This is a genomic window from Variovorax sp. YR566 (genome assembly GCF_051992195.1).
GTDB lineage: Bacteria > Pseudomonadota > Gammaproteobacteria > Burkholderiales > Burkholderiaceae_C > Variovorax.
The window spans coordinates 5,624,189-5,642,986 of the sequence record NZ_CP197092.1 but is presented as its reverse complement, the minus strand read 5'-3'; the positions used below and the strand labels follow the sequence as shown (position 1 = coordinate 5,642,986).

The following is an 18,798-nucleotide window of genomic DNA, read 5'->3' as shown; positions in this document are numbered from 1 at the left end:
GAAACACCGAGGAGCCGGCTTTGCCGGGCCTCAGGTGTTGCCCCCTGCAAGGGGGGAGGCGAAGCGACACGAAGTGCGCGAAGCCTGGGGGTTAGCCAGAGTTATCCCGACAGCAAACCGTTGGTGCGCGCGTAGTGCAGAGCTTGGGTACGGCTCTTCACGCCGAGCCTGCGGAACAGGCGCCACAGGTGCACCTTCACCGTGTGCTCGCTGATCTCCAGGTCGGTGGCGATGTCGCGGTTGCTCATGCCCTTGTCGAGCATGGCGATCAACTGCGTCTGCCGCTTCGACAGCTTGCCGCTGTTGGCGGCTGGCATCTCGTCGGCTTCATCTTCCGAGCCTGCCATCAGCAGGCCGCGCAAGGCAGCCGCCAGCTCGTTGGAACTGGCCGACTTCTCGATATAGGTGTCTGCGCCGGCTTCGATGCAGGCGTCCTCCATGTCCGCGGAAGGTGCTGCCGAATACACGGCAATGGGCACGTTCGGATAGACCTGCTTGACCGCGATCACGCCCGACACGCCATTGGTGTCCGGGAGCTTCAGGTCCAGGCAGAAGAGGGTGGGCGCACCACGCTGCTGCACCGAGCTCGCGAGCTTGTCGAGGCGCTCGAGCTCGACGATGTTCTCGGCCGGACGCAATCGCCGCAAGACCATCACGATCGCGTCGCGCATCAGGGGGTGGTCGTCGATGACATAAATGCTCATGTTTTCTTCCTTTGTGATCGCACCGTCTTCTCTCTTCCTGCTCATCGGCAGATAAGCCGATGGGCTTTGCCGGATCAACTCCCGCTCGTTGTGGGTGTTGCCTCCGTCAGGGCCTCCAGCGCCTCGGTGACGGCGCGTGTTCCTTCTGTGTCGATGGGTTCCAGCTGGCTGGCCAGTGTGGTCAATGCTTCGCCGTGCTGCGCCTGCAAGATCGCGATGGTACGGCCCGCTTCCTGCGGTGACGTGAATCCACGGCTTTGCAGCAGGGTTTCGCCGCGCGCATCCAACAGCTTGAAATAGAAAAGCCCGTCCGCCTTTTCGCGGTACTGCTTGAAACTTGGCTTCGCGACCTTGGCAGCCTTGGCTGCGCCCTTGTCCTTGCCGGCCGCGAGATTGCGCAGGCCGACCGCGTGGCGCAGGCTGGCCATGAACGGCTTCGACAGGGCTTGCGCCTTCTCGGCGCCGATGAGCAGGATGCGCTCGATCTCTGCCGGGTCGTTCATCAGCGCGTCGTAGCGCGCGCGCAGCGGCGCCACTTCATGGTCGATGCGCTCGAACAGCAGCTGCTTGGCGTCGCCCCAACTAATGCCATTGGCGTACTCCTTGCGCAGTGACTCGGTTTCTTCGGCGCTGGCAAAGGCCTGGTAGATCTGGAACAGGGCCGAGCCCTCGGTGTCCTTGGGCTCGCCGGGCGCGCGCGAGTCGGTCACGATGCTGGAGATCTGCTTTTGCAGCTGCGCGCGCGGCGCGAACAGCGGGATCGTGTTGCCGTAGCTCTTGCTCATCTTGCGGCCGTCGAGGCCGGGCAGGGTGGCCACGGCGTCGTCGATCTCGGCCTCGGGCAGCGTGAAGTGATCGCCGTACAGGTGATTGAAGCGCTGCGCCATGTCGCGCGCCATCTCGATGTGCTGCACCTGGTCGCGGCCCACGGGCACCTTGTGGGCGTTGAACATCAGGATGTCCGCGCCCATGAGCACCGGGTACATGAAGAGGCCGGCCGTCACGTCGGCATCGGGGTCCTCGCCCTTGGCCACGTTCTTGTCGAGCTGTGCCTTGTATGCATGCGCGCGGTTGAGCACGCCCTTGCCGGTGACGCAGGTGAGGAACCAGGTCAGCTCGGGGATCTCGACGATGTCCGACTGGCGGTAGAAGGTGACGCGCTCGGGGTCGAGCCCGCAGGCCAGCCAGCTGGCGGCAATCTCGAGCGTGGAGCGCTGGATGAGTGCCGGCTCCTGCACCTTGATGAGCGCGTGGTAGTCGGCCAGGAAGAAAAAGCTCTGCACACCGGGCGCGACGCTTTGCCGCACCGAATGGCGGATCGAACCGACGTAGTTGCCGAGGTGAGGCGTGCCCGACGGCGTGATGCCGGTCAGGACGCGCAGGGGAGCTTGAGGAGACGGAGCCATGGGACGAAGAAAGAAGACTTAGAGCAGCAACGCCTTGAGCGGGGTGATGATCAGGTTGATGACGAAGTAGCCCACGTCCATCAGCGGTCGCAGCCAGTATGTGCTGACGACGCCCGCAATGACGAGGCCCATCACGATGAAGAAGCCGTACGGTTCGATGCGTGCCAGGAACATCTGCGCCTGTCCGTTGGGCAGCAGGCCAGCCAGTACGCGGCCGCCGTCGAGCGGGGGCAGCGGGAACAGGTTGAAGGCCCACATCACGAGGTTGACGAGGATGCCGCCCTGCGCCATCTTGATGAAAAAGGATTCACTCACGCCAGCGGCAACAAGCGCCACCAGCACCAGCGCCCACAAGATCGCCTGCACGAAATTGGAGGCCGGCCCGGCCAGCGCGACCCACACCATGTCGCGCTTCGGATGACGCAGCCGCCCGAAGTTGACCGGCACCGGCTTGGCATAGCCGAACAGGAACGCACCCGAGGTCGCGAAGTACAGCATCAGCGGCATCAGGATGGTCCCGATGGGGTCGATGTGCTTCATCGGGTTGAGGGTGACGCGCCCCATGACCTCGGCCGTGTTGTCGCCGAAATGGCGAGCCACATAGCCGTGCGCTGCCTCGTGCACGGTGATCGCGAAGATCACGGGCAGCGCGTAGATCAGTACGGTCTGTATCAGGTTGGAAATATCCACTGGGCGATTGTGTCAGACGGGAGTGGTTCTCAGCCCCGATTTCAGAGGCCGAGCACAGCCAATGCACCGCGTCCCTGGCGCACCACGACCGGCTCGTCGCCAGTGCCCATGGGCGTGAGGTCGACCACCGTGGTCGGCTGCGACGGGCAGGCACCTGCGTCGATGACGCCGGCGATCTGCTTCTCGAAGCGCTCGCGGATGATCTGCGCGTCGTTCAGTGCCTCGGTCTCGCCCGGTGCGATCAGCGTGGTGGCCAGCAGCGGCGCGCCGTGCAGCGACAGCAGCTCCAGCAGCACCTTGTGATCAGGCACGCGCAGGCCGATGGTCTTGCGTTGCGGATGGCTCACGCGGCGCGGTACTTCCTTGGTGGCTTCGAGCAGGAATGTGTAGGGGCCGGGCGTGGCCGCCTTCAGCAGGCGGTATTGCTTGTTGTCGACGCGCGCGTAGTTGGCCAGCTCGCTCAGGTCGCGGCACAGCAGCGTGAGGTGGTGCTTCTCGTCGACCTGGCGGATGCGGCGCAACTGGTCGACCGCGTCCTTGTCGTCGAGGTGGCAGGCCAGCGCATAGCTGGAGTCGGTGGGCACCGCAATGATCTCGCCGCGCTCGAGCAGCGTGACGGCCTGCTTCAGCAGCCGCTGCTGCGGGTTCTCGGGGTGGACTTCGAAGTACTGGGCCATGAAAAAAAACTCCGGATCAGGATTCGGCGGGCTCGATAGGTACGCGGCGCTCGCGCACCGTAAGCCACGCACCGGCCGCACCGCAGACCGCGATCATCGCCATGCCGATGAGCGAGTAACGGTCGGGCAGTTGGGAAAAGATGAGCCAGCCGCCGAGCATGGCAAAAGCGATCTGGGCATAAAGATAAGGCGTGAGCGTGGATGCCGGCGCGCGCTGGTAGGCCAGGATCAGGATGAAGTGACCCACCGTGCCCATGAAGCCCATCAGGCACAGCAGCGCCCACCAATGCCACGACTCCAGCTCGGTCCACACGAAGGGCACTGCGAGCGATGCAATCAGCGCGCCGACCCAGCCGGTATAGAAATGCATCGTGAGCGGGTTCTCGGTTTGCGCGAGCTTGCTCGTGAGCACCTGGAACCACGCATTGGTCAGCACCAGCCCGATCGGCAGCAGGATGGCCCAGCTGAAGGCCTCGCCGCCCGGTCGCAGGATGACCAGCGTGCCGATGAAGCCGCCCGCCACCAGCACCCAGCGCAGCGGCGACACATATTCCTTGAGCGTGGTGGCGGCCAGCAGCGTGATCACCAGCGGCGCAATCAGCACGATCGACGTGAACTCGGCCAGCGGCATGTAGCGCAGGCTAAGGAAGGCCAGCGTGCTCGACACCAGCAGCAGCGCACCGCGCAGCAACTGGTAGCGCGGGTGCCGCGTGCGCAGCAGCGCCGTGCCATGCAGCGGCAGGAGCACGGCCGTGGTGGCCACGGCCTGGAATGCGTAGCGGAACCACACGCCCATGAGGATGGGCACGCCCGCGGTGGATGCTTTGGTTGCGGTGTCGAGCGTGGCGAAGCAGGCCACGGCCACCAGCACAAGGCCGATACCTGCGAGGATGCGGCCCGATTCGGTGTCGCGTGCCTTTTGCGCCGCAAGGCGCGCATTCGCCAGCGCAACGGTTGCCGCGTTGTCGATGCCGGTCCCGGGGTTCTGGCTCACTGCTGGATGCGGTCGCCGAGCAGTTCCCACACAGGAGTGAGCGCGCCAGGCAACGGCGGCAGCTTGCCGAGATCGCAATGACTCTCGTCGGGGCTGTGGAAATCGCTGCCGCGCGAGGCGGCGAAATCGAATTCGAGCGCCTTGTCGGCGTACTCGACATATTCGGCCGGCGTGTGGCTGCCGGTGACGACCTCGATCGCCTTGCCGCCATGCGCCTTGAATTCGAGGAACAGCGCGTATTCCTCGTTGGCCGTGAACTTGTAGCGGCCCGGGTGAGCGATCACGGCCATGCCCTTGGCTGCGGTGATCCAGTGCACGGCGTCCTTCAGCGAGGCCCAGCGGTGCGGCACGTAGCCGGGCTTGCCTTCGGTGAGGAACTTGCGGAACACCTCGGGCGTGTCGCGGCAGTGGCCCTGCTCGACGAGAAAGCGCGCGAAGTGCGTGCGCGAAATGAGTTCGGGGTTGCCGACGAACCTGAGCGCGCCTTCGTATGCACCGTGGATGCCGACCTTGGCCAGACCTTCGGACATTTCCTGCGCGCGCTTGCCGCGGCCGCCGCGTGTGTCGTAGAGGCCTTGCGACATCGCTGCGTCGTTGGCATCGAAGCCCAGGCCGACGATGTGCACCGTTTCGCCCGCGAAGGTCACCGAGATCTCGGTGCCGGTGAGGTAGCGCATGCCGTTTGCACGCGCTGCTGCTGCTGCGCGGTGTTGGCCGCCGACCTCGTCGTGGTCGGTGAGGGCCCAGAGTTCGACCCCGTTGGCGGCCGCGCGCGCGGCCAATTCTTCGGGCGTCAGTGTGCCGTCGGAGACCACGGAGTGGCAGTGAAGATCGGCATTGAGAATGGAGGACACCCTCGCATTCTATGGGGTCTGGAACATCGATGCGGGCGCATGGATGCTGTGCAAGTTGCTATTAAATAAATAGCATTACTGTGCCGCCGCATGCGGCTCAGCGCTTCTTGCGAAAAGCCGCCCAGGCCGCCACCGCAGTGAAGCTTGCGACGATTGCCACTACGATCCAGAAGCCGTGCTTGTGGTCGGCCAGCGGAATGCCGCCGACGTTCATGCCGAACAGGCCGGCCAGGATGTTGATCGGCAGCGCCAGCACCGTGACCACCGTCAGCACGAACAGGCTGCGGTTGTTGTCCTCGTTCACGTTGGCGGCTATTTCTTCTTGCAGCAGCTTGATGCGCTCCTGCAGTGCCTGCATGTCGCGCAGCACCACCGAGAACTCCTCGGTCGAGCCGCGCAGCGCCTGCGCGTCGGGCTCGGCCATCCAGGCGGGAGGCCCTTGCAGCAGGCGGAACAGGGCGGCAGGCTCGGGCGCGAGCAGCCGCTGCAGCCGCACCAGCAGCCGGCGCAACACGCCCAGCCGCGCGCGCTTGTGGTCGAGGCGGCCGGCGAGCAGTTCGTCTTCGATGCGGTCGATGCGCGAGGTGACGCCGCGCACGATCTTCACCAGCACGTCGGCCTGCGCGCGCAGCAGGTGTTCGAGCAGCTCGGTGCTCGAACGCGGCGCGTCGCCCGCCTTCACGGCCGTGCGCAGCGTGTCGACCGAGCGCAGCGGCTTGGTGCGCGCTGTGACCACGAGGCGCGGGCCCACGCTGATCCACAGCGTGGAGATGTCGGAGGGCTCGAAGCTGAATTCGAAGTGCACGTCGTTGATGACTGCGATCAGCGAATCGTCGGCGCGCTCGATGCGCGTGGAGGGCAGGCCTTCGTGCAGCGTCTCGTAGAAGGTGTCCGGGAGGTTCGCGTGCCGCACCAGCCAGCGCTCGGCATGCGCGTGGCTCAGGTTGAAGTGCAGCCAGACGTAGGAGGGGTTCTCTTCGCCGCTGCCTTCATCGCCTTTGTCGCGTTGTTCGACCAGCCATGCCGCCGCCTGCGCGGAGTCGATGACCCGCGCTGGCTCGGGTGCGGAGGCGTCGAACAGGTAGCCGGAGATCAGTCCGGCTTCGTCGCCTCCGTAAGACTGGGAGGCGAGGTCATGGAATGCCGACAAGATGCGTGATCAGAAAATGCGGGTGAACAACCAGTAGAGCGACCCCGACAGCAGCATCGCCACCGGCAGCGTCAGCACCCAGGCCAGCGCGAGGTTGCGCAGCGTGGACATCTGCAGGCCCGAGCCGCTGGCCGTCATGGTGCCGGCCACGCCGGACGACAGCACGTGCGTGGTCGACACAGGCAGCCCATACATGTCTGCTGCGCCGATGGTGATCATTGCCACCACTTCGGCCGAGGCGCCCTGCGCGTAGCTCAGGTGCGTCTTGCCGATCTTCTCGCCCACGGTGACCACGATGCGCTTCCAGCCGATCATCGTGCCCAGGCCCAGTGCGATGGCCACCGCGACCTTGACCCACAGCGGGATGAAGCGCGTGGCGCTGTCCAGTTCCTGGCGGAACGTGTTGACGCGCAGTTTTGTCTCGTCGTCGAACTTGGCCGCGCCGCTCTTGTCGAGGTGGCGGATGGCTTCGGAGGCCAGGTACATGTCATTGCGCACGTTGGCAACGGCATCCGCGGGGACGCCGGCCAGCGAGCCGTGCTCGCGCACCTGCCGTCCGATGCTGCCGGCGGTCGCTGCCAGCGCGGGCACCACCGAGGGACTGAACTCGCGGGTGCGCACATAGGTGGAGAGCGTGTCGCGCGCCGCGGCGGGCTCCAGCGCGGGCAGCGAGGTCGGCGCGCTGCGGGTCAATGCGGTCTGCGCCATCTCGGCCACGGCCGCGAACTTCACGGTCTCGTTGGCGGGCATCGCACGGTTCAGCGCGTAGGCCATAGGCACCGTGCCCACGAGGATCAGCATGATCAGCCCCATGCCCTTCTGACCGTCGTTGGAACCATGCGCGAACGACACGCCCGTGCAGGTCAGGATCAGCAGGCCGCGGATCCACCATGGCGGCGGCTCGCTGCCCTTGGGTTCTTCATACAGTGCGCGGTTCTTCACGAAGGCCCGCAGCGCCAGCAGCAGCAGCGCGGCGCAGCCGAAGCCGACCATCGGCGACAGCAGCAGCGAGTAGCCCACCTTGGTGGCCTGCGCCCAGTCGACGCCGCTGGTGCCGTCGCGGCCGTGCATCAGCGCATTGGCCACGCCCACGCCGATGATCGAGCCGATCAGCGTGTGCGACGACGAAGCCGGCAGCCCCAGCCACCACGTGCCCAGGTTCCAGATGATGGCGGCGATCAGCAGCGCGAACACCATCGCGAAGCCTGCGCCCGAACCCACCTGAAGAATGAGCTCCACCGGCAGCAGCGCGATGATGCCGAAGGCCACCGCGCCGCTGGACACCAGCACGCCCAGGAAGTTGAAGAAGCCCGACCACACCACAGCGAAGTTGGGCGGCAGCGAATGGGTATAGATGACGGTCGCCACGGCGTTGGCCGTGTCATGGAAGCCGTTGACGAACTCGAAGCCCAGCGCAATCAGCAGCGCCACGCCAAGAAGCATGTAAGGCACCCAGGTGGTGACGGGCGCCCCGGAGGACGTCACGTCGCCCACCAGGCTCCAGGCCGTGAAGAGCAGGCCGGCGGCCAGCAGCCCCACGAAGGTGATCAGCGTGAGCGGACCGGGCTTGGAGTCGAGCTTGGGCCGTTGCGCGGCGGGCGCGGACGGCAACTCGGCATGCGGGGCTGCAAGCGTGTTCATGGGCGTTTCTGGGGTGTTGGAATAGCTGCAGATGGTGTTCGCGGTGTGTGACAACTCCGTGTCAACGGGGTCAAAACCGTCACGCAGCCGTCATATACGGCGAGCAGCATGCTTTTTCCTGCCCCTTTCACTCTTTCCGCCCCACCATGCCGACCAGCGCACTTCCCGACCACGAAGACCTGATGCAACGCATCGCCCGTGACCTGATCGACAGCTACGACGAAGAGCTCGAGCTGGAGATCGAAGACCGCAACATCGACGGCCTCGACCCCGCCTTGGCAACGCCGACCTCCGCCGACAAGGCCGCCCGCCAGGCCTACTTCAAGGAGCTGTTCCGCCTGCAGGGCGAGCTCGTCAAGCTGCAGGACTGGGTGCAGCACAGCAAGCAGAAAGTCGTCATCCTGTTCGAAGGCCGCGACGCGGCGGGCAAGGGCGGCGTCATCAAGCGCATCACACAGCGCCTGAATCCGCGCGTGGCCCGCGTGGCCGCTCTGCCGGCGCCCAACGACCGCGAACGCACGCAGTGGTACTTCCAGCGCTATGCCGCGCACCTGCCGGCAGCGGGCGAAATGGTGCTGTTCGACCGCAGCTGGTACAACCGCGCCGGCGTCGAGCGCGTGATGGGCTTCTGCACCGACGAAGAGTCCGAAGAGTTCTTCCGCACCGTGCCCGAGTTCGAGAAGATGCTCGTGCGCTCCGGCATCAAGCTCATCAAATACTGGTTCTCCATCACCGACGACGAGCAGCACATGCGCTTCCTCGGCCGCATCCACGATCCGCTCAAGCAGTGGAAGCTCAGCCCGATGGACCTCGAAAGCCGCCGCCGCTGGGAGGAATACACCAAGGCGAAGGAAATCATGCTGGAGCGCACCCACATCCCCGAGGCGCCGTGGTGGGTGGTGCAGGCGGTCGACAAGAAGAAGGCACGGCTGAACTGCATCAGCCATCTGCTGGGCCAGATGCCGTACCAGGAAGTGGCGCATCCACCGGTCGAGCTGCCCGCGCGCGTGCGGCACGACGACTATCTGCGCCAGCCTGTTCCGGCCAACATGATCGTTCCGGAAATCTACTGATGCGTGCCGGGGCGGTAAGGCCGCCCCTTGTTTGGTGTTGTTAGGCCGGCCGGCGCTTTGCGTTCACACTGCGCGCCATGGCCCGTTCTTCCACCGCTTCCGTCTTTGCCCGCGCCTACGAGCGCAACCTGCGCGCGCTCACCAAGGCCACGCTGAGCAACAGCAAGCGGATCGCGGGGCAGGTCCAGCGCGCCGCGGCCAAGCGGCTCAAGCCGCCGCCTGGCAAAGGCGACTGGCTCAGCGGCATGGCGATGGGCCCGGGCGGCGCGCGCGGCTATCACCTGTTCCGGCCGGCCGGCTTGCAGCTGAAGCCGGGCGAGCGGCTGCCGCTCATGGTCATGCTGCACGGCTGCGGCCAGACCGGGCGCGACTTTGCTGCGAGCACGCGCATGAACGCGCTGGCCGTGCGCCAGCGCTTCCTGGTGCTCTATCTCGAGCAAGACCGGCTTGCCCACCCGCAGGGCTGCTGGAACTGGTACGAGCGTCGCTCCGGCAAGGCCGACGCCGAAGCCGCGACGCTGATGGCCGCCATCGACCAGGCCTGCATGCTGTACCCCGCGGACCGCGATCGCGTGGCGCTGGCGGGGCTCTCGGCCGGCGCGAGCATGGCGGCCTTGCTGGCCACGCGATACCCGAACCGCTTCCGCGCCGTCGTCATGCATTCGGGCGTGGCGCCCGGCGCTGCGAAGTCGCCGGCCACGGCCCTTGGCGCAATGCGCGGACAGAACGTGCCGCCGATGCCCTCCACGGCAGTCGGCAAGGCGATGGGCGCCGCGGCTGTCTTCGCCACCTTGCCGCCGATGCTGGTGCTGCACGGCGATGCCGACGCAGTCGTTGCGCCGAGCAATGCAGTCAACAGCGCCGCGGTGTGGGCCACCGCGCTGGGCGCGAAGCCCGGGCTGTCGCGCAACATGCAGCGCGGCAAGCGCCGTTCGATGCGCGTGACCGACTTCAAGCGCAAGGGCCGCACGCTCGTCACGCTGTGCGAGATCGCGGGGCTGGGCCATTCGTGGAGCGGCGGCGCATCGAAGCTGCTGTTCAGTGACCCCGAGGGGCCCGACGCCACGCGCATGACCTGGGCCTTTGCGGCCGCGCAGTTCAAGGCTGCTGAAGGTCCGAAGAAGGTCTGAAGAGAAGAAGGGCGGCTATGCAGCGACAGCGCCTTCGCGCGCCGCTGCCCGCCAGGCACCGGGCGCCATCCCTTTCTCTCGCTTGAAGGCTTTGCTGAACGCCGCCTCCGACTCGTAGCCCACCGCCCCTGCGATCGCGCCCAGGGCAGCGTGGCCTTGCCCCAGCATGTTGCCGGCCTTGAACATGCGCCACTGCGTGAGGTACTCCAGCGGCGCCTGTCCCACCCGCTCGCGAAAACGCTGCGCGAAGGCCGAGCGCGACAGGCTCGCGACGGAAGCAAGAGCCTCCACCGTCCAGTCGCGCGCGATGTCCTTGTGCATCGCACGCAGGGCCGGGCCAATGCGCGCGTCGGCCAGTGCGGCGAGCCAGCCCGTCTGAGATTCGCCGTTGGCCGCGACATGCGCGCGCACGGCCTGCACGAACACGATGTCGGCCAGCCGGCTCACGAGCAGGCTGGAGCCCAGGCCCGGCTCGCCGGTTTCCATGGCCAGCAGTTGCAGCGTGCCTTGCAGCGCAAGGGCGCGGGCCTGCTCCATCTTCACGTGCAGCAGCACCGGCAGCAGATCGAGCAGCGGCCGCGCGGCGCGCTGGTCGAAGTGGAACCAGCCGCAGATCACCGATGCCGCCGTACCCGTGCCGCCAAGCTCCACCAGCCCGCCGATGCGGTCGCGCACGACGGAGGCACAGCTTACCGTCGGCGTGTTCGGATGGTCGCGCAGGATGTAGGGCGTGCCATGCGCCAGCACATAGCAGTCGCCCGTCGCCAGCGCCACCGGCTGCGCCATGCCCTCGATCTCCAGCAGGCAGCCGCCGCGCACCACCAGCCCGAAGCGCGCACTCTCGCCGCCCGCCAGGCTCACACCCCAGGGAGCGCCGGCTTCGAGGCGGGCATACAGGGCGCTGCGCACGCGCATGGCGGCAAAGACGTCGTCGAGCGGATCCATGAAGACTCCTGTGGCGGTGGACGAATGGACAAGATTGTCGGCTTCCCAGGCATTCACTGTCCACCGGGGGAGGCAGAAACTGCAGCCTCACTCTTCCCAGACACAGAAACAACAGGAGCAGAACATGAACGCCAGAACAGAATTTGCCGAGCTCGCCGACCGCTACGTCGCCGTCTGGAACGAACCCGACGCCGACGCGCGCCGCGCCGCCATCGCCGGCCTCTGGGTGCCCGACGGCGAGCACTACGTGCGTACGCTGAAGGCCAAGGGCTACGAGGCGCTGCAGCAGCGCGTTACCGGCTCGCACGAGAAGAACGTGCGTGACGCCGGCTTCCGCTTCATCTCCGCAGGCGATGCCCAGTTCCTGCACGACGCGGTGATGTTCCATTGGCACATGGTCCCGGCCGCCGGTGGCGTAGTGGCCGCAGTTGGGCTGGAGTTAATGGTGCTGGCCGAGGACGGCCGCATCGCCACGGACTACCAGTTCATCCTGCCGACGCCCGCCGTCTGAACCCCGACGATGACCTCCGGGGTCATTGCCGCCGTATCGCCTGCTCCCAACACTCGAGCCCATCATGACGCAGTCAAACATCGCTTCGGCAGCATCGATTTCTTCCACAGGAAGCCAGAGCACGGGCGCGACGAAGCCCGGGCGGCTGGGCTTGTGGGTCATGCTCAGCGGCACCTTCCTGGTGGTGCTGGACTTCTTCATCGTCAACGTCGCGCTGCCGTCGATGCAGCGTGAGCTGCTGGCGAGCGCGGGCACCCTGCAACTGGTGGTGGCCGGCTACGGCCTGGCCACCGCAGCGGGCCTGATCACCGGCGGCCGGCTCGGCGACCTGTTCGGGCGGCGCCGCATGTTCATGCTGGGCCTGCTGCTGTTCACGCTGGCTTCGGCCGCCTGCGGCTTTGCGCCGAACGCCGAACTGCTGGTGGCGGCGCGCGTGCTGCAGGGGCTGGCCGGCGCGTTGCTGCAGCCACAGGTGCTGGCGATGATCGGCCTGGCATACACCGGCGAAGACCGGGCGCGTGCCTTCGCGGCCTATGGGCTCACGCTGGGGCTGGGAGCCACGCTCGGGCAGCTCGTCGGCGGCTTGCTGATCCATGCCGATGTGGCTGGTCTGGGCTGGCGCAGTTGCTTCCTCATCAACGTGCCGATCGGCCTGCTGGCGCTGATGCTTGCACCGCGCGTCATTCCGCCGCTGGCGAACAACGGCAGCAGCAAGCTCGACCTCCTCGGCATGCTGCTGGTGGCCGCGGGTTCGGTGGCCGTGGTGCTGCCGCTGGTGGAAGGCCGCGAACAGGGCTGGCCACTGTGGAGCTGGGTGTGCCTTGCGGCGGCGCTGCCGCTGCTCGCAGCCTTTGCATATCAACAGCGCCGGCTCGCTGCACGCGGCGGTGCGCCGCTCGTGGCACCGGCGCTGCTGGCCAATGACCGCTTCGTCACGGGCCTGCTCACCACGCTGGCCTTCTATGTGGGCAACGCCTCGCTGTACTTTGTGCTCGCGCTGTACCTGCAGCAGGGCCTGGCGCTCGATGCGCTCACCTCGGGCGTCGTTTTCACGTCGCTGGCGGTCGGCTTCTTCGCGACGTCGATGGCGGGTGCGCGGCTCGCACGCCGCTTCGGAGGCAAGCCGCCCATCGCGCTCGGTGCACTGGTGCTTGCTGCAGGGCACGCGCTGCAGTTCGTCAACGTGGTCGGCTGGGCGGGGCATTCGCACGCCGTGGCGTGGATGGTGCCGCTGCTGCTGTTGCAGGGCGCGGGGCTCGGCATGGTGATGGCGCCGCTGGTGTCCACCGTGCTGGCAGGGCTGCCGCCGCAACATGCGGGCGTCGCCTCGGGAGTGCTGTCGATGGTGCAGCAGGCGAGCAATGCGCTGGGGGTGGCGTTGATCGGCATCCTCTTCTACGGGCGGCTGGGCGAGGCGACGGACATGGCCGGCTATTCGGGGGCGTTCGGTGTGGCGCTGCTGTACCTGATGGTGTCGGCCCTGGTGGTGGCTGTGCTGCATTGGCGCGGAAGCCGACAGACCTGAGCTGTGGGGGCGTGCCAAACTCCTGACCGCACAACAGGAGCGACATGATCACCGATCTGCAACAACTGATTCAGGCGCTGCGCGACTTCGCACAAGCCCGCAACTGGGAGCAGTTCCACTCCCCCAAGAACCTCGCCTCGGCCCTCTCGGTCGAAGCCGCCGAACTGCTCGAACACTTCCAGTGGCTCACCGAAGCACAGAGCCGTTCGCTGCCGGCCGACAAGCGCGCCGAGATCGGCACCGAGATCGCTGATGTCTTTCTCTATCTGCTGCAGCTCGCCGACAAGCTCGGCATCGACGTGATCGAGGCGGCGAGAAGCAAGATGCTGGTCAACGCGCAGAAGTACCCCGCGCCATCACCACCCGCCTGAATACCTTCCGTGTACGCCACCCGGCGTATTTCCCCTTCCTGGTGCATTCCGCAGACTCCCTCCCACGCCAGCAAAGCGCTGGCGACAAGGTTCAACCAACCCGGAGCAGGAGTCCACATGCAACGTCGTTTCACACTCAAGGCGCTCACCGCCGCCGTCGCGCTGGCCAGCATTTCTGCTGCGCCCGCTTTCGCTGCCGACACCATCAAGGTCGGCGTGCTGCACTCGCTGTCGGGCACGATGGCCATCTCTGAAACCGTGTTGAAAGACACGGTGCTGATGGCCATCGACGACATCAACAAGAAGGGCGGCGTGCTGGGCAAGCAGCTCGAGCCCGTGGTGGTCGACCCGGCCTCCAACTGGCCCCTGTTCGCTGAAAAGACCAAGCAGCTGCTCGGCCAGGACAAGGTCTCGGTGATCTTCGGCTGCTGGACCTCGGTGTCGCGCAAGTCGGTGCTGCCGGTGGTCGAGGAAATGAACGGCCTGCTGTTCTACCCGGTGCAATACGAGGGTGAAGAACTCTCGAAGAACGTGTTCTACACGGGCGCCGCGCCCAACCAGCAAGCCATTCCGGCCGTCGACTACCTGATGAGCAAGGAAGGCGGCGGCGCCAAGCGCTGGGTGCTGCTGGGCACCGACTACGTGTACCCCCGCACCACCAACAAGATCCTGCGCGCCTACCTCAAGAGCAAGGGCGTGAAGGACACCGACATCGACGAGAAGTACACCCCCTTCGGCCACAGCGACTACCAGACCATCGTTGCCGACATCAAGAAGTTCTCGGCCGGCGGCAAGACTGCAGTGGTGTCGACCATCAACGGCGACTCCAACGTGCCCTTCTACAAGGAACTCGGCAACGCCGGCCTGAAGGCCAAGGACGTGCCCGTGGTTGCCTTCTCGGTGGGTGAAGAAGAGCTGCGCGGCGTGGACACCAAGCCGCTGGTCGGCCACTTGGCCGCATGGAACTACTTCATGTCGATCAAGAACCCGACCAACACGGCGTTCATCAAGCAGTGGAGCGACTACGCCAAGGCCAAGAACATCGCCGGCCACAAGGACAAGCCGCTCACCAACGACCCGATGGAAGCCACCTGGATCGGCATCCACATGTGGAAGCAGGCGGTCGAGAAGGCCAAGTCGACCGACACCGACAAGGTGATCGCAGCCATGGCCGGCCAGACCTTCACGGCTCCCTCGGGCATCGTCTCGAAGATGGATGAGAAGAACCATCACCTGCACAAGAGCGTGTTCATCGGCGAGATCAAGGCCGATGGCCAGTTCAACGTGGTGTGGAAGACGCCGGGTCCTGTGAAGGCGAAGCCGTGGAGCCCGTACATCGAAGGCAACGACAAGAAGCCTGACTACCCCGCTGGCAAGTCGATGTAAGTGTGTTTCTCCCTCCCCAGTGGGGGGAGGGAGCCAACCCAACTTCCATTCTCATGATGCTTCGACGAACCCTTCACTGCGCACTCGCCGCCATGCTGCTCATGGCATCGGCCGCCCACGCGCTGACCGCCGACGAAGCCCGGGCCATCGCCTCCGGCGAATCCGAAGCCCGCATCGCCGCGCTCAACAAGGCCGTGCTCACGGCCGACGACAAGACCACCGCCTTCATCCAGGCCATGTCCGACGACGCGGTCAAGTACACCGAAGACAAGGTCTTCGTGATGAAGGACGACAAGGGCTACGACCCCGTCACCGGTGCCGAGCTGAAGGTGCCCGACACCGCCGAAGACGTCGTCAACAACAACCTCATGCGCGGCGCGCTCGATGCCGCACAGGCCGCGCTCAAGCTCACGAGCAAGGACGACGCGGTGCGCGCCGAAGCCGCGCAGGCGCTCTTCAAGGAGCCCGACGAATCGCGCGTGCCCATGGTCGAGAAGGCGCTGGCAGCCGAGACCAATCCGAAGATCAAGGCGCAGCTCGAACTGGTGCGCGCCGCCAGCATGCTCACCAGCGCCGACAAGGCCAAGCGCCTCATCGCCGCCAAGGAGCTCGGCAACAACCGCAACCCCGACACCAAGCTGCTGCTCAACCAGCGCCTGGCCGACGAAACCGAGGCGGACGTCAAGGCCGCCATCGTCGCGTCCATTGCCAGCATCGACGGCGCGCTGGTCTGGGGAGACCGCATCAACGCCGTGTTCAGCGGCATCAGCCTGGGCTCGGTGCTGCTGCTGGCCGCGCTCGGCCTGGCCATCACCTACGGGCTGATGGGCGTGATCAACATGGCGCACGGCGAGCTGATGATGATCGGCGCCTACGCCACCTACGTGATGCAGGGCATCTTCCAGAAGTACGTGCCCGAGGCGGCCTTCGGCTTGTACCTGGTCGCGGCCATTCCGGTCTCGTTCCTCGCGTCGGCGCTCGTGGGCGCGGTGCTGGAGCGCGGCGTGATCCGTTTCCTGTACGGCCGACCGCTCGAGACGCTGCTCGCCACCTGGGGTATCAGCCTGATGCTGCAGCAGCTCGTGCGCACGCTCTTCGGTGCGCAGAACGTCGGCGTCGAAAACCCCGGCTGGATGAGCGGCGGCTTCACCATGCTGAGCAACGTCACGCTGCCGTGGAACCGCATCTGCATCATCATCTTCGCCGCGTTGGTATTGCTTGCGATGGGCTGGCTCATCGGCAAGACGCGCCTTGGCCTGTTCGTGCGCGGCGTTACGCAGAACCGCCCGATCGCCTCGTGCATGGGTGTGAACACCGCGCGCATCGACACCTACGCCTTCGCGCTCGGCTCCGGCATAGCGGGCCTTGCCGGCTGCGCGCTGAGCCAGATCGGCAACGTCGGCCCCGACCTGGGCCAGAGCTACATCGTCGACAGCTTCATGGTGGTCGTGATGGGCGGCGTCGGCCAGCTCGCGGGCACCGTGTATGCGGCGCTGGGGCTGGGCATTCTCAACAAGTTCATCGAAGGCTGGGCGGGCGCGGTGCTCGCGAAGATCGCGGTGCTTGTCTTCATCATCATCTTCATCCAGAAGCGGCCGCAAGGCATCTTCGCTATGAAAGGCCGGAGCGCTGAGGCATGAGCAAGGTCGCACTTCCAACCAAGGGGCCGCTGCTGAGCGGCAAGGGCTGGACGGCCTTCTTCGTCGCGCTGATCGTGGTGTGCGCCGTGGCGCCGGTGCTCAACATCTGGGTGCCGGTCGACAGCCCGCTGCACATGAGCGACTACGCGGTGGCGCTGGTCGGCAAGATCATGTGCTACGCCATCTGCGCGCTGGCCATGGACCTGATCTGGGGCTACACCGGCATCCTCTCGCTGGGCCATGGCCTGTTCTTCGCGCTCGGCGGCTACATGATGGGCATGTACCTCATGCGCCAGATCGGCCGCGACGGCAACTACAAGAGCGACCTGCCCGACTTCATGGTGTTCCTCGACTGGAAAACGCTGCCCTGGCACTGGACCTTCAGCGACAGCTTCATTGCCACGCTGATTTTGATCGTGGCGGTGCCGGGCCTCATCGCCTTCGTGTTCGGCTTCTTCGCCTTCCGCTCGCGCATCAAGGGCGTGTACTTCTCGATCATCACGCAGGCCATGACATTCGCGGCCATGCTGCTGTTCTTCCGCAACGAGACGGGCTTCGGCGGCAATAACGGCTTCACCGACTTCAAGCGCATCCTGAATATTCCGATCGCCACGCAGGAAATGCGAATGACGTTGTTCGCGCTCACCGGCGCCACGCTGCTGGGCTTCTTCCTGTTCGCAAAGTGGCTCATCGGCAGCAAGTTCGGCCGCGTGCTGCAGGCCATTCGCGACGCGGAGACGCGCGTGATGTTCTCTGGCTACAACCCGCTGCCGTACAAGCTCACGATCTGGGTCATCTCCGCCATCATGTGCGGCGTGGCCGGCGCGCTGTACGTGCCGCAGGTCGGCATCATCAACCCGGGCGAGATGAGCGCGGCCAACTCCATCGAGATCGCCATCTGGGCCGCCGTGGGCGGACGCGCGACGCTGATCGGCCCCATCATCGGCGCCTTCATCGTCAACGGCGCGAAGAGCTGGCTCACCGTGGCCTACCCCGAGTACTGGCTGTACTTCCTGGGTGCCTTGTTCATTGCTGTCACGCTGTTCCTGCCGAACGGCATCGTAGGGTTGGTGCGCAAGTGGGTGTCGAGGGAGAAGAAGCCGGTGTCGCCCGAGCCCGTGCAGGATGCTGCACGGCGCTCGGTTGCGGTGGAGCAGGGCATCGAGCCCGATGCGCTGGCCTCGCTGCCCGTGGACGCGAAGGGAGCACGCGCATGACCCCCGACCTGATGGAAGCCGGCGCCGAGCGCGCGGCACGCGCCAGCGGCATTCACTACGTGAGCGGCAGCACCGAATCGGGCGGCCGCGCCGCCGACTTCGGCCGCCACGTCACGCCGGGCGAAGTCGACGTCACGCATGGCCGCATCCTCTACCTCGAAGACGTGAGCGTGAGCTTCGACGGCTTCAAGGCCATCAACAAGCTGTCGCTCGACATCGCGCCAGGCGAGCTGCGCTGCATCATCGGCCCCAACGGCGCGGGCAAGACCACGATGATGGACATCATCACCGGCAAGACGCGGCCCGATTCGGGCACCGTGTTCTTCGGCAGCACCATCGACCTGCTGCGTCACCGCGAAGCGGACATCGCGCAACTGGGCATCGGCCGCAAGTTCCAGAAGCCAACAGTGTTCGAGCACCTGACCGTGTTCGAGAACCTCGAGCTCGCGCTGAAGACCAACAAGGGCGTGCGTGCCTCGATGCTCTTCAGGCTCGACTCGGCACAAAGCGACCGCCTGGCCGAGGTGCTGGAAACCATCCACCTCGCCGACAGCGTGTCGCGTCTGGCCGGCAACCTGAGCCATGGCCAGAAGCAGTGGCTCGAAATCGGCATGCTGCTGATGCAAGACCCCAAGCTGCTGCTGCTCGACGAGCCCGTCGCAGGCATGACCGATGAAGAGACGGCGCGCACCGCCGAGCTGTTCCTCACCCTCAAGGGCAAGCATTCGCTGATGGTGGTGGAGCACGACATGAGCTTCATCCGCACCATCTCCGAGATCGTCACCGTGCTGTGCGACGGCTCCGTGCTGGCGCAAGGAACGCTGGACGAAGTGCAGGCCGACGAGCGGGTGATCGAGGTCTATCTGGGCCGCTGAGGAACCGAA

General features: G+C 65.9%; 18 protein-coding genes. 9 read left to right on the top strand and 9 right to left on the bottom strand.

Annotated elements, in window-relative coordinates; all coding sequences use genetic code 11:
* Positions 1–101 precede the first annotated feature (101 nt).
* The 8 genes from ACTG4X_RS26385 to ACTG4X_RS26350 all read right to left on the bottom strand — a co-directional run bounded on the left by ACTG4X_RS26385 (position 102) and on the right by ACTG4X_RS26350 (position 8,116).
* Positions 102–704 (bottom strand): LuxR C-terminal-related transcriptional regulator, encoded by a 603-nt coding sequence (locus tag ACTG4X_RS26385; protein WP_093058637.1) that lies wholly within the window; start codon positions 702–704, stop codon positions 102–104.
* Positions 705–778: 74 nt separating this feature from the next.
* Positions 779–2,110, bottom strand: coding sequence for a tryptophan--tRNA ligase (locus tag ACTG4X_RS26380; protein WP_097198389.1), 1,332 nt, complete (start codon positions 2,108–2,110; stop codon positions 779–781).
* Between the two features lie 18 nt (positions 2,111–2,128).
* Positions 2,129–2,800, bottom strand: a complete 672-nt coding sequence (locus tag ACTG4X_RS26375) for a site-2 protease family protein (RefSeq protein WP_093077238.1) — start codon at positions 2,798–2,800, stop codon at positions 2,129–2,131.
* A 41-nt stretch (positions 2,801–2,841) separates the two neighbouring features.
* Positions 2,842–3,477, bottom strand: coding sequence for an L-threonylcarbamoyladenylate synthase (locus tag ACTG4X_RS26370; RefSeq protein WP_093058605.1), 636 nt, complete (start codon positions 3,475–3,477; stop codon positions 2,842–2,844).
* A 16-nt stretch (positions 3,478–3,493) separates the two neighbouring features.
* On the bottom strand, positions 3,494–4,471 hold the full coding sequence (locus ACTG4X_RS26365; protein ID WP_097198390.1) for a DMT family transporter: 978 nt from the start codon (positions 4,469–4,471) through the stop codon (positions 3,494–3,496).
* Entirely contained in the window at positions 4,468–5,325 is an 858-nt protein-coding gene (locus ACTG4X_RS26360) for a 3',5'-nucleoside bisphosphate phosphatase (protein WP_093058607.1), read from the bottom strand. The genes ACTG4X_RS26365 and ACTG4X_RS26360 overlap by 4 nt, the downstream gene beginning before the upstream one ends.
* A gap of 97 nt (positions 5,326–5,422) precedes the next feature.
* Complete coding sequence (locus ACTG4X_RS26355) at positions 5,423–6,475, bottom strand: transporter (protein ID WP_093077234.1); 1,053 nt, start codon at positions 6,473–6,475, stop codon at positions 5,423–5,425.
* Between the two features lie 9 nt (positions 6,476–6,484).
* Positions 6,485–8,116, bottom strand: a complete 1,632-nt coding sequence (locus ACTG4X_RS26350) for an inorganic phosphate transporter (RefSeq protein ID WP_097198391.1) — start codon at positions 8,114–8,116, stop codon at positions 6,485–6,487.
* Between the two features lie 146 nt (positions 8,117–8,262).
* On the opposite strand from ACTG4X_RS26350, the gene ppk2 reads away from it, so the two are divergent.
* Both ppk2 and ACTG4X_RS26340 read left to right on the top strand, forming a co-directional pair.
* Positions 8,263–9,189: a polyphosphate kinase 2 gene (gene ppk2 / locus ACTG4X_RS26345; protein WP_097198392.1), complete on the top strand. Its 927-nt coding sequence runs from the start codon at positions 8,263–8,265 to the stop codon at positions 9,187–9,189.
* Positions 9,190–9,266: 77 nt separating this feature from the next.
* The gene (locus ACTG4X_RS26340) at positions 9,267–10,319 is read left to right on the top strand and encodes an extracellular catalytic domain type 1 short-chain-length polyhydroxyalkanoate depolymerase (RefSeq protein ID WP_097198393.1); all 1,053 of its coding nucleotides are present in this window, start codon (positions 9,267–9,269) and stop codon (positions 10,317–10,319) included.
* A gap of 15 nt (positions 10,320–10,334) precedes the next feature.
* Here ACTG4X_RS26340 and ACTG4X_RS26335 read toward each other — a convergent pair whose 3' ends face one another.
* Positions 10,335–11,264: an AraC family transcriptional regulator gene (locus tag ACTG4X_RS26335; RefSeq protein ID WP_093058612.1), complete on the bottom strand. Its 930-nt coding sequence runs from the start codon at positions 11,262–11,264 to the stop codon at positions 10,335–10,337.
* Positions 11,265–11,388: 124 nt separating this feature from the next.
* Between ACTG4X_RS26335 and ACTG4X_RS26330 the strand changes: the two genes are divergently transcribed.
* The 7 genes from ACTG4X_RS26330 to urtD all read left to right on the top strand — a co-directional run bounded on the left by ACTG4X_RS26330 (position 11,389) and on the right by urtD (position 18,789).
* The gene (locus ACTG4X_RS26330) at positions 11,389–11,775 is read left to right on the top strand and encodes a hypothetical protein (protein WP_440532307.1); all 387 of its coding nucleotides are present in this window, start codon (positions 11,389–11,391) and stop codon (positions 11,773–11,775) included.
* Between the two features lie 64 nt (positions 11,776–11,839).
* Positions 11,840–13,300 carry an MFS transporter gene (locus ACTG4X_RS26325; RefSeq protein ID WP_440532306.1) on the top strand — a complete coding sequence of 487 codons (1,461 nt, stop codon included), beginning with the start codon at positions 11,840–11,842 and terminating at the stop codon, positions 13,298–13,300.
* Positions 13,301–13,344: 44 nt separating this feature from the next.
* Complete coding sequence (locus tag ACTG4X_RS26320) at positions 13,345–13,671, top strand: nucleotide pyrophosphohydrolase (protein ID WP_440532305.1); 327 nt, start codon at positions 13,345–13,347, stop codon at positions 13,669–13,671.
* A gap of 117 nt (positions 13,672–13,788) precedes the next feature.
* On the top strand, positions 13,789–15,057 hold the full coding sequence (gene urtA / locus ACTG4X_RS26315) for an urea ABC transporter substrate-binding protein (protein WP_093058616.1): 1,269 nt from the start codon (positions 13,789–13,791) through the stop codon (positions 15,055–15,057).
* A gap of 92 nt (positions 15,058–15,149) precedes the next feature.
* Positions 15,150–16,697 (top strand): urea ABC transporter permease subunit UrtB, encoded by a 1,548-nt coding sequence (gene urtB, locus ACTG4X_RS26310; RefSeq protein ID WP_093077223.1) that lies wholly within the window; start codon positions 15,150–15,152, stop codon positions 16,695–16,697.
* Entirely contained in the window at positions 16,694–17,914 is a 1,221-nt protein-coding gene (gene urtC, locus ACTG4X_RS26305) for an urea ABC transporter permease subunit UrtC (protein ID WP_440532304.1), read from the top strand. The genes urtB and urtC overlap by 4 nt, the downstream gene beginning before the upstream one ends.
* Positions 17,911–18,789 (top strand): urea ABC transporter ATP-binding protein UrtD, encoded by an 879-nt coding sequence (gene urtD, locus ACTG4X_RS26300; protein ID WP_093178118.1) that lies wholly within the window; start codon positions 17,911–17,913, stop codon positions 18,787–18,789. Before urtC ends, urtD begins: the two co-directional genes overlap by 4 nt.
* Positions 18,790–18,798: the final 9 nt, after the last annotated feature.

Excerpts from the sequence above, each read along its gene's own strand:
- ACTG4X_RS26340 (WP_097198393.1), top strand. The coding sequence starts at position 9,267 with ATGGCCCGTTCTTCCACCGCTTCCGTCTTTGCCCGCGCCTACGAGCGC.
- ACTG4X_RS26335 (WP_093058612.1), bottom strand. The coding sequence starts at position 11,264 with ATGGATCCGCTCGACGACGTCTTTGCCGCCATGCGCGTGCGCAGCGCC.
- ACTG4X_RS26385 (WP_093058637.1), bottom strand. The coding sequence starts at position 704 with ATGAGCATTTATGTCATCGACGACCACCCCCTGATGCGCGACGCGATC.
- ppk2 (WP_097198392.1), top strand. The coding sequence starts at position 8,263 with ATGCCGACCAGCGCACTTCCCGACCACGAAGACCTGATGCAACGCATC.
- ACTG4X_RS26325 (WP_440532306.1), top strand. The coding sequence starts at position 11,840 with ATGACGCAGTCAAACATCGCTTCGGCAGCATCGATTTCTTCCACAGGA.
- ACTG4X_RS26380 (WP_097198389.1), bottom strand. The coding sequence starts at position 2,110 with ATGGCTCCGTCTCCTCAAGCTCCCCTGCGCGTCCTGACCGGCATCACG.
- ACTG4X_RS26370 (WP_093058605.1), bottom strand. The coding sequence starts at position 3,477 with ATGGCCCAGTACTTCGAAGTCCACCCCGAGAACCCGCAGCAGCGGCTG.
- ACTG4X_RS26320 (WP_440532305.1), top strand. The coding sequence starts at position 13,345 with ATGATCACCGATCTGCAACAACTGATTCAGGCGCTGCGCGACTTCGCA.
- ACTG4X_RS26330 (WP_440532307.1), top strand. The coding sequence starts at position 11,389 with ATGAACGCCAGAACAGAATTTGCCGAGCTCGCCGACCGCTACGTCGCC.
- urtA (WP_093058616.1), top strand. The coding sequence starts at position 13,789 with ATGCAACGTCGTTTCACACTCAAGGCGCTCACCGCCGCCGTCGCGCTG.
- urtC (WP_440532304.1), top strand. The coding sequence starts at position 16,694 with ATGAGCAAGGTCGCACTTCCAACCAAGGGGCCGCTGCTGAGCGGCAAG.
- urtD (WP_093178118.1), top strand. The coding sequence starts at position 17,911 with ATGACCCCCGACCTGATGGAAGCCGGCGCCGAGCGCGCGGCACGCGCC.
- urtB (WP_093077223.1), top strand. The coding sequence starts at position 15,150 with ATGCTGCTCATGGCATCGGCCGCCCACGCGCTGACCGCCGACGAAGCC.
- ACTG4X_RS26350 (WP_097198391.1), bottom strand. The coding sequence starts at position 8,116 with ATGAACACGCTTGCAGCCCCGCATGCCGAGTTGCCGTCCGCGCCCGCC.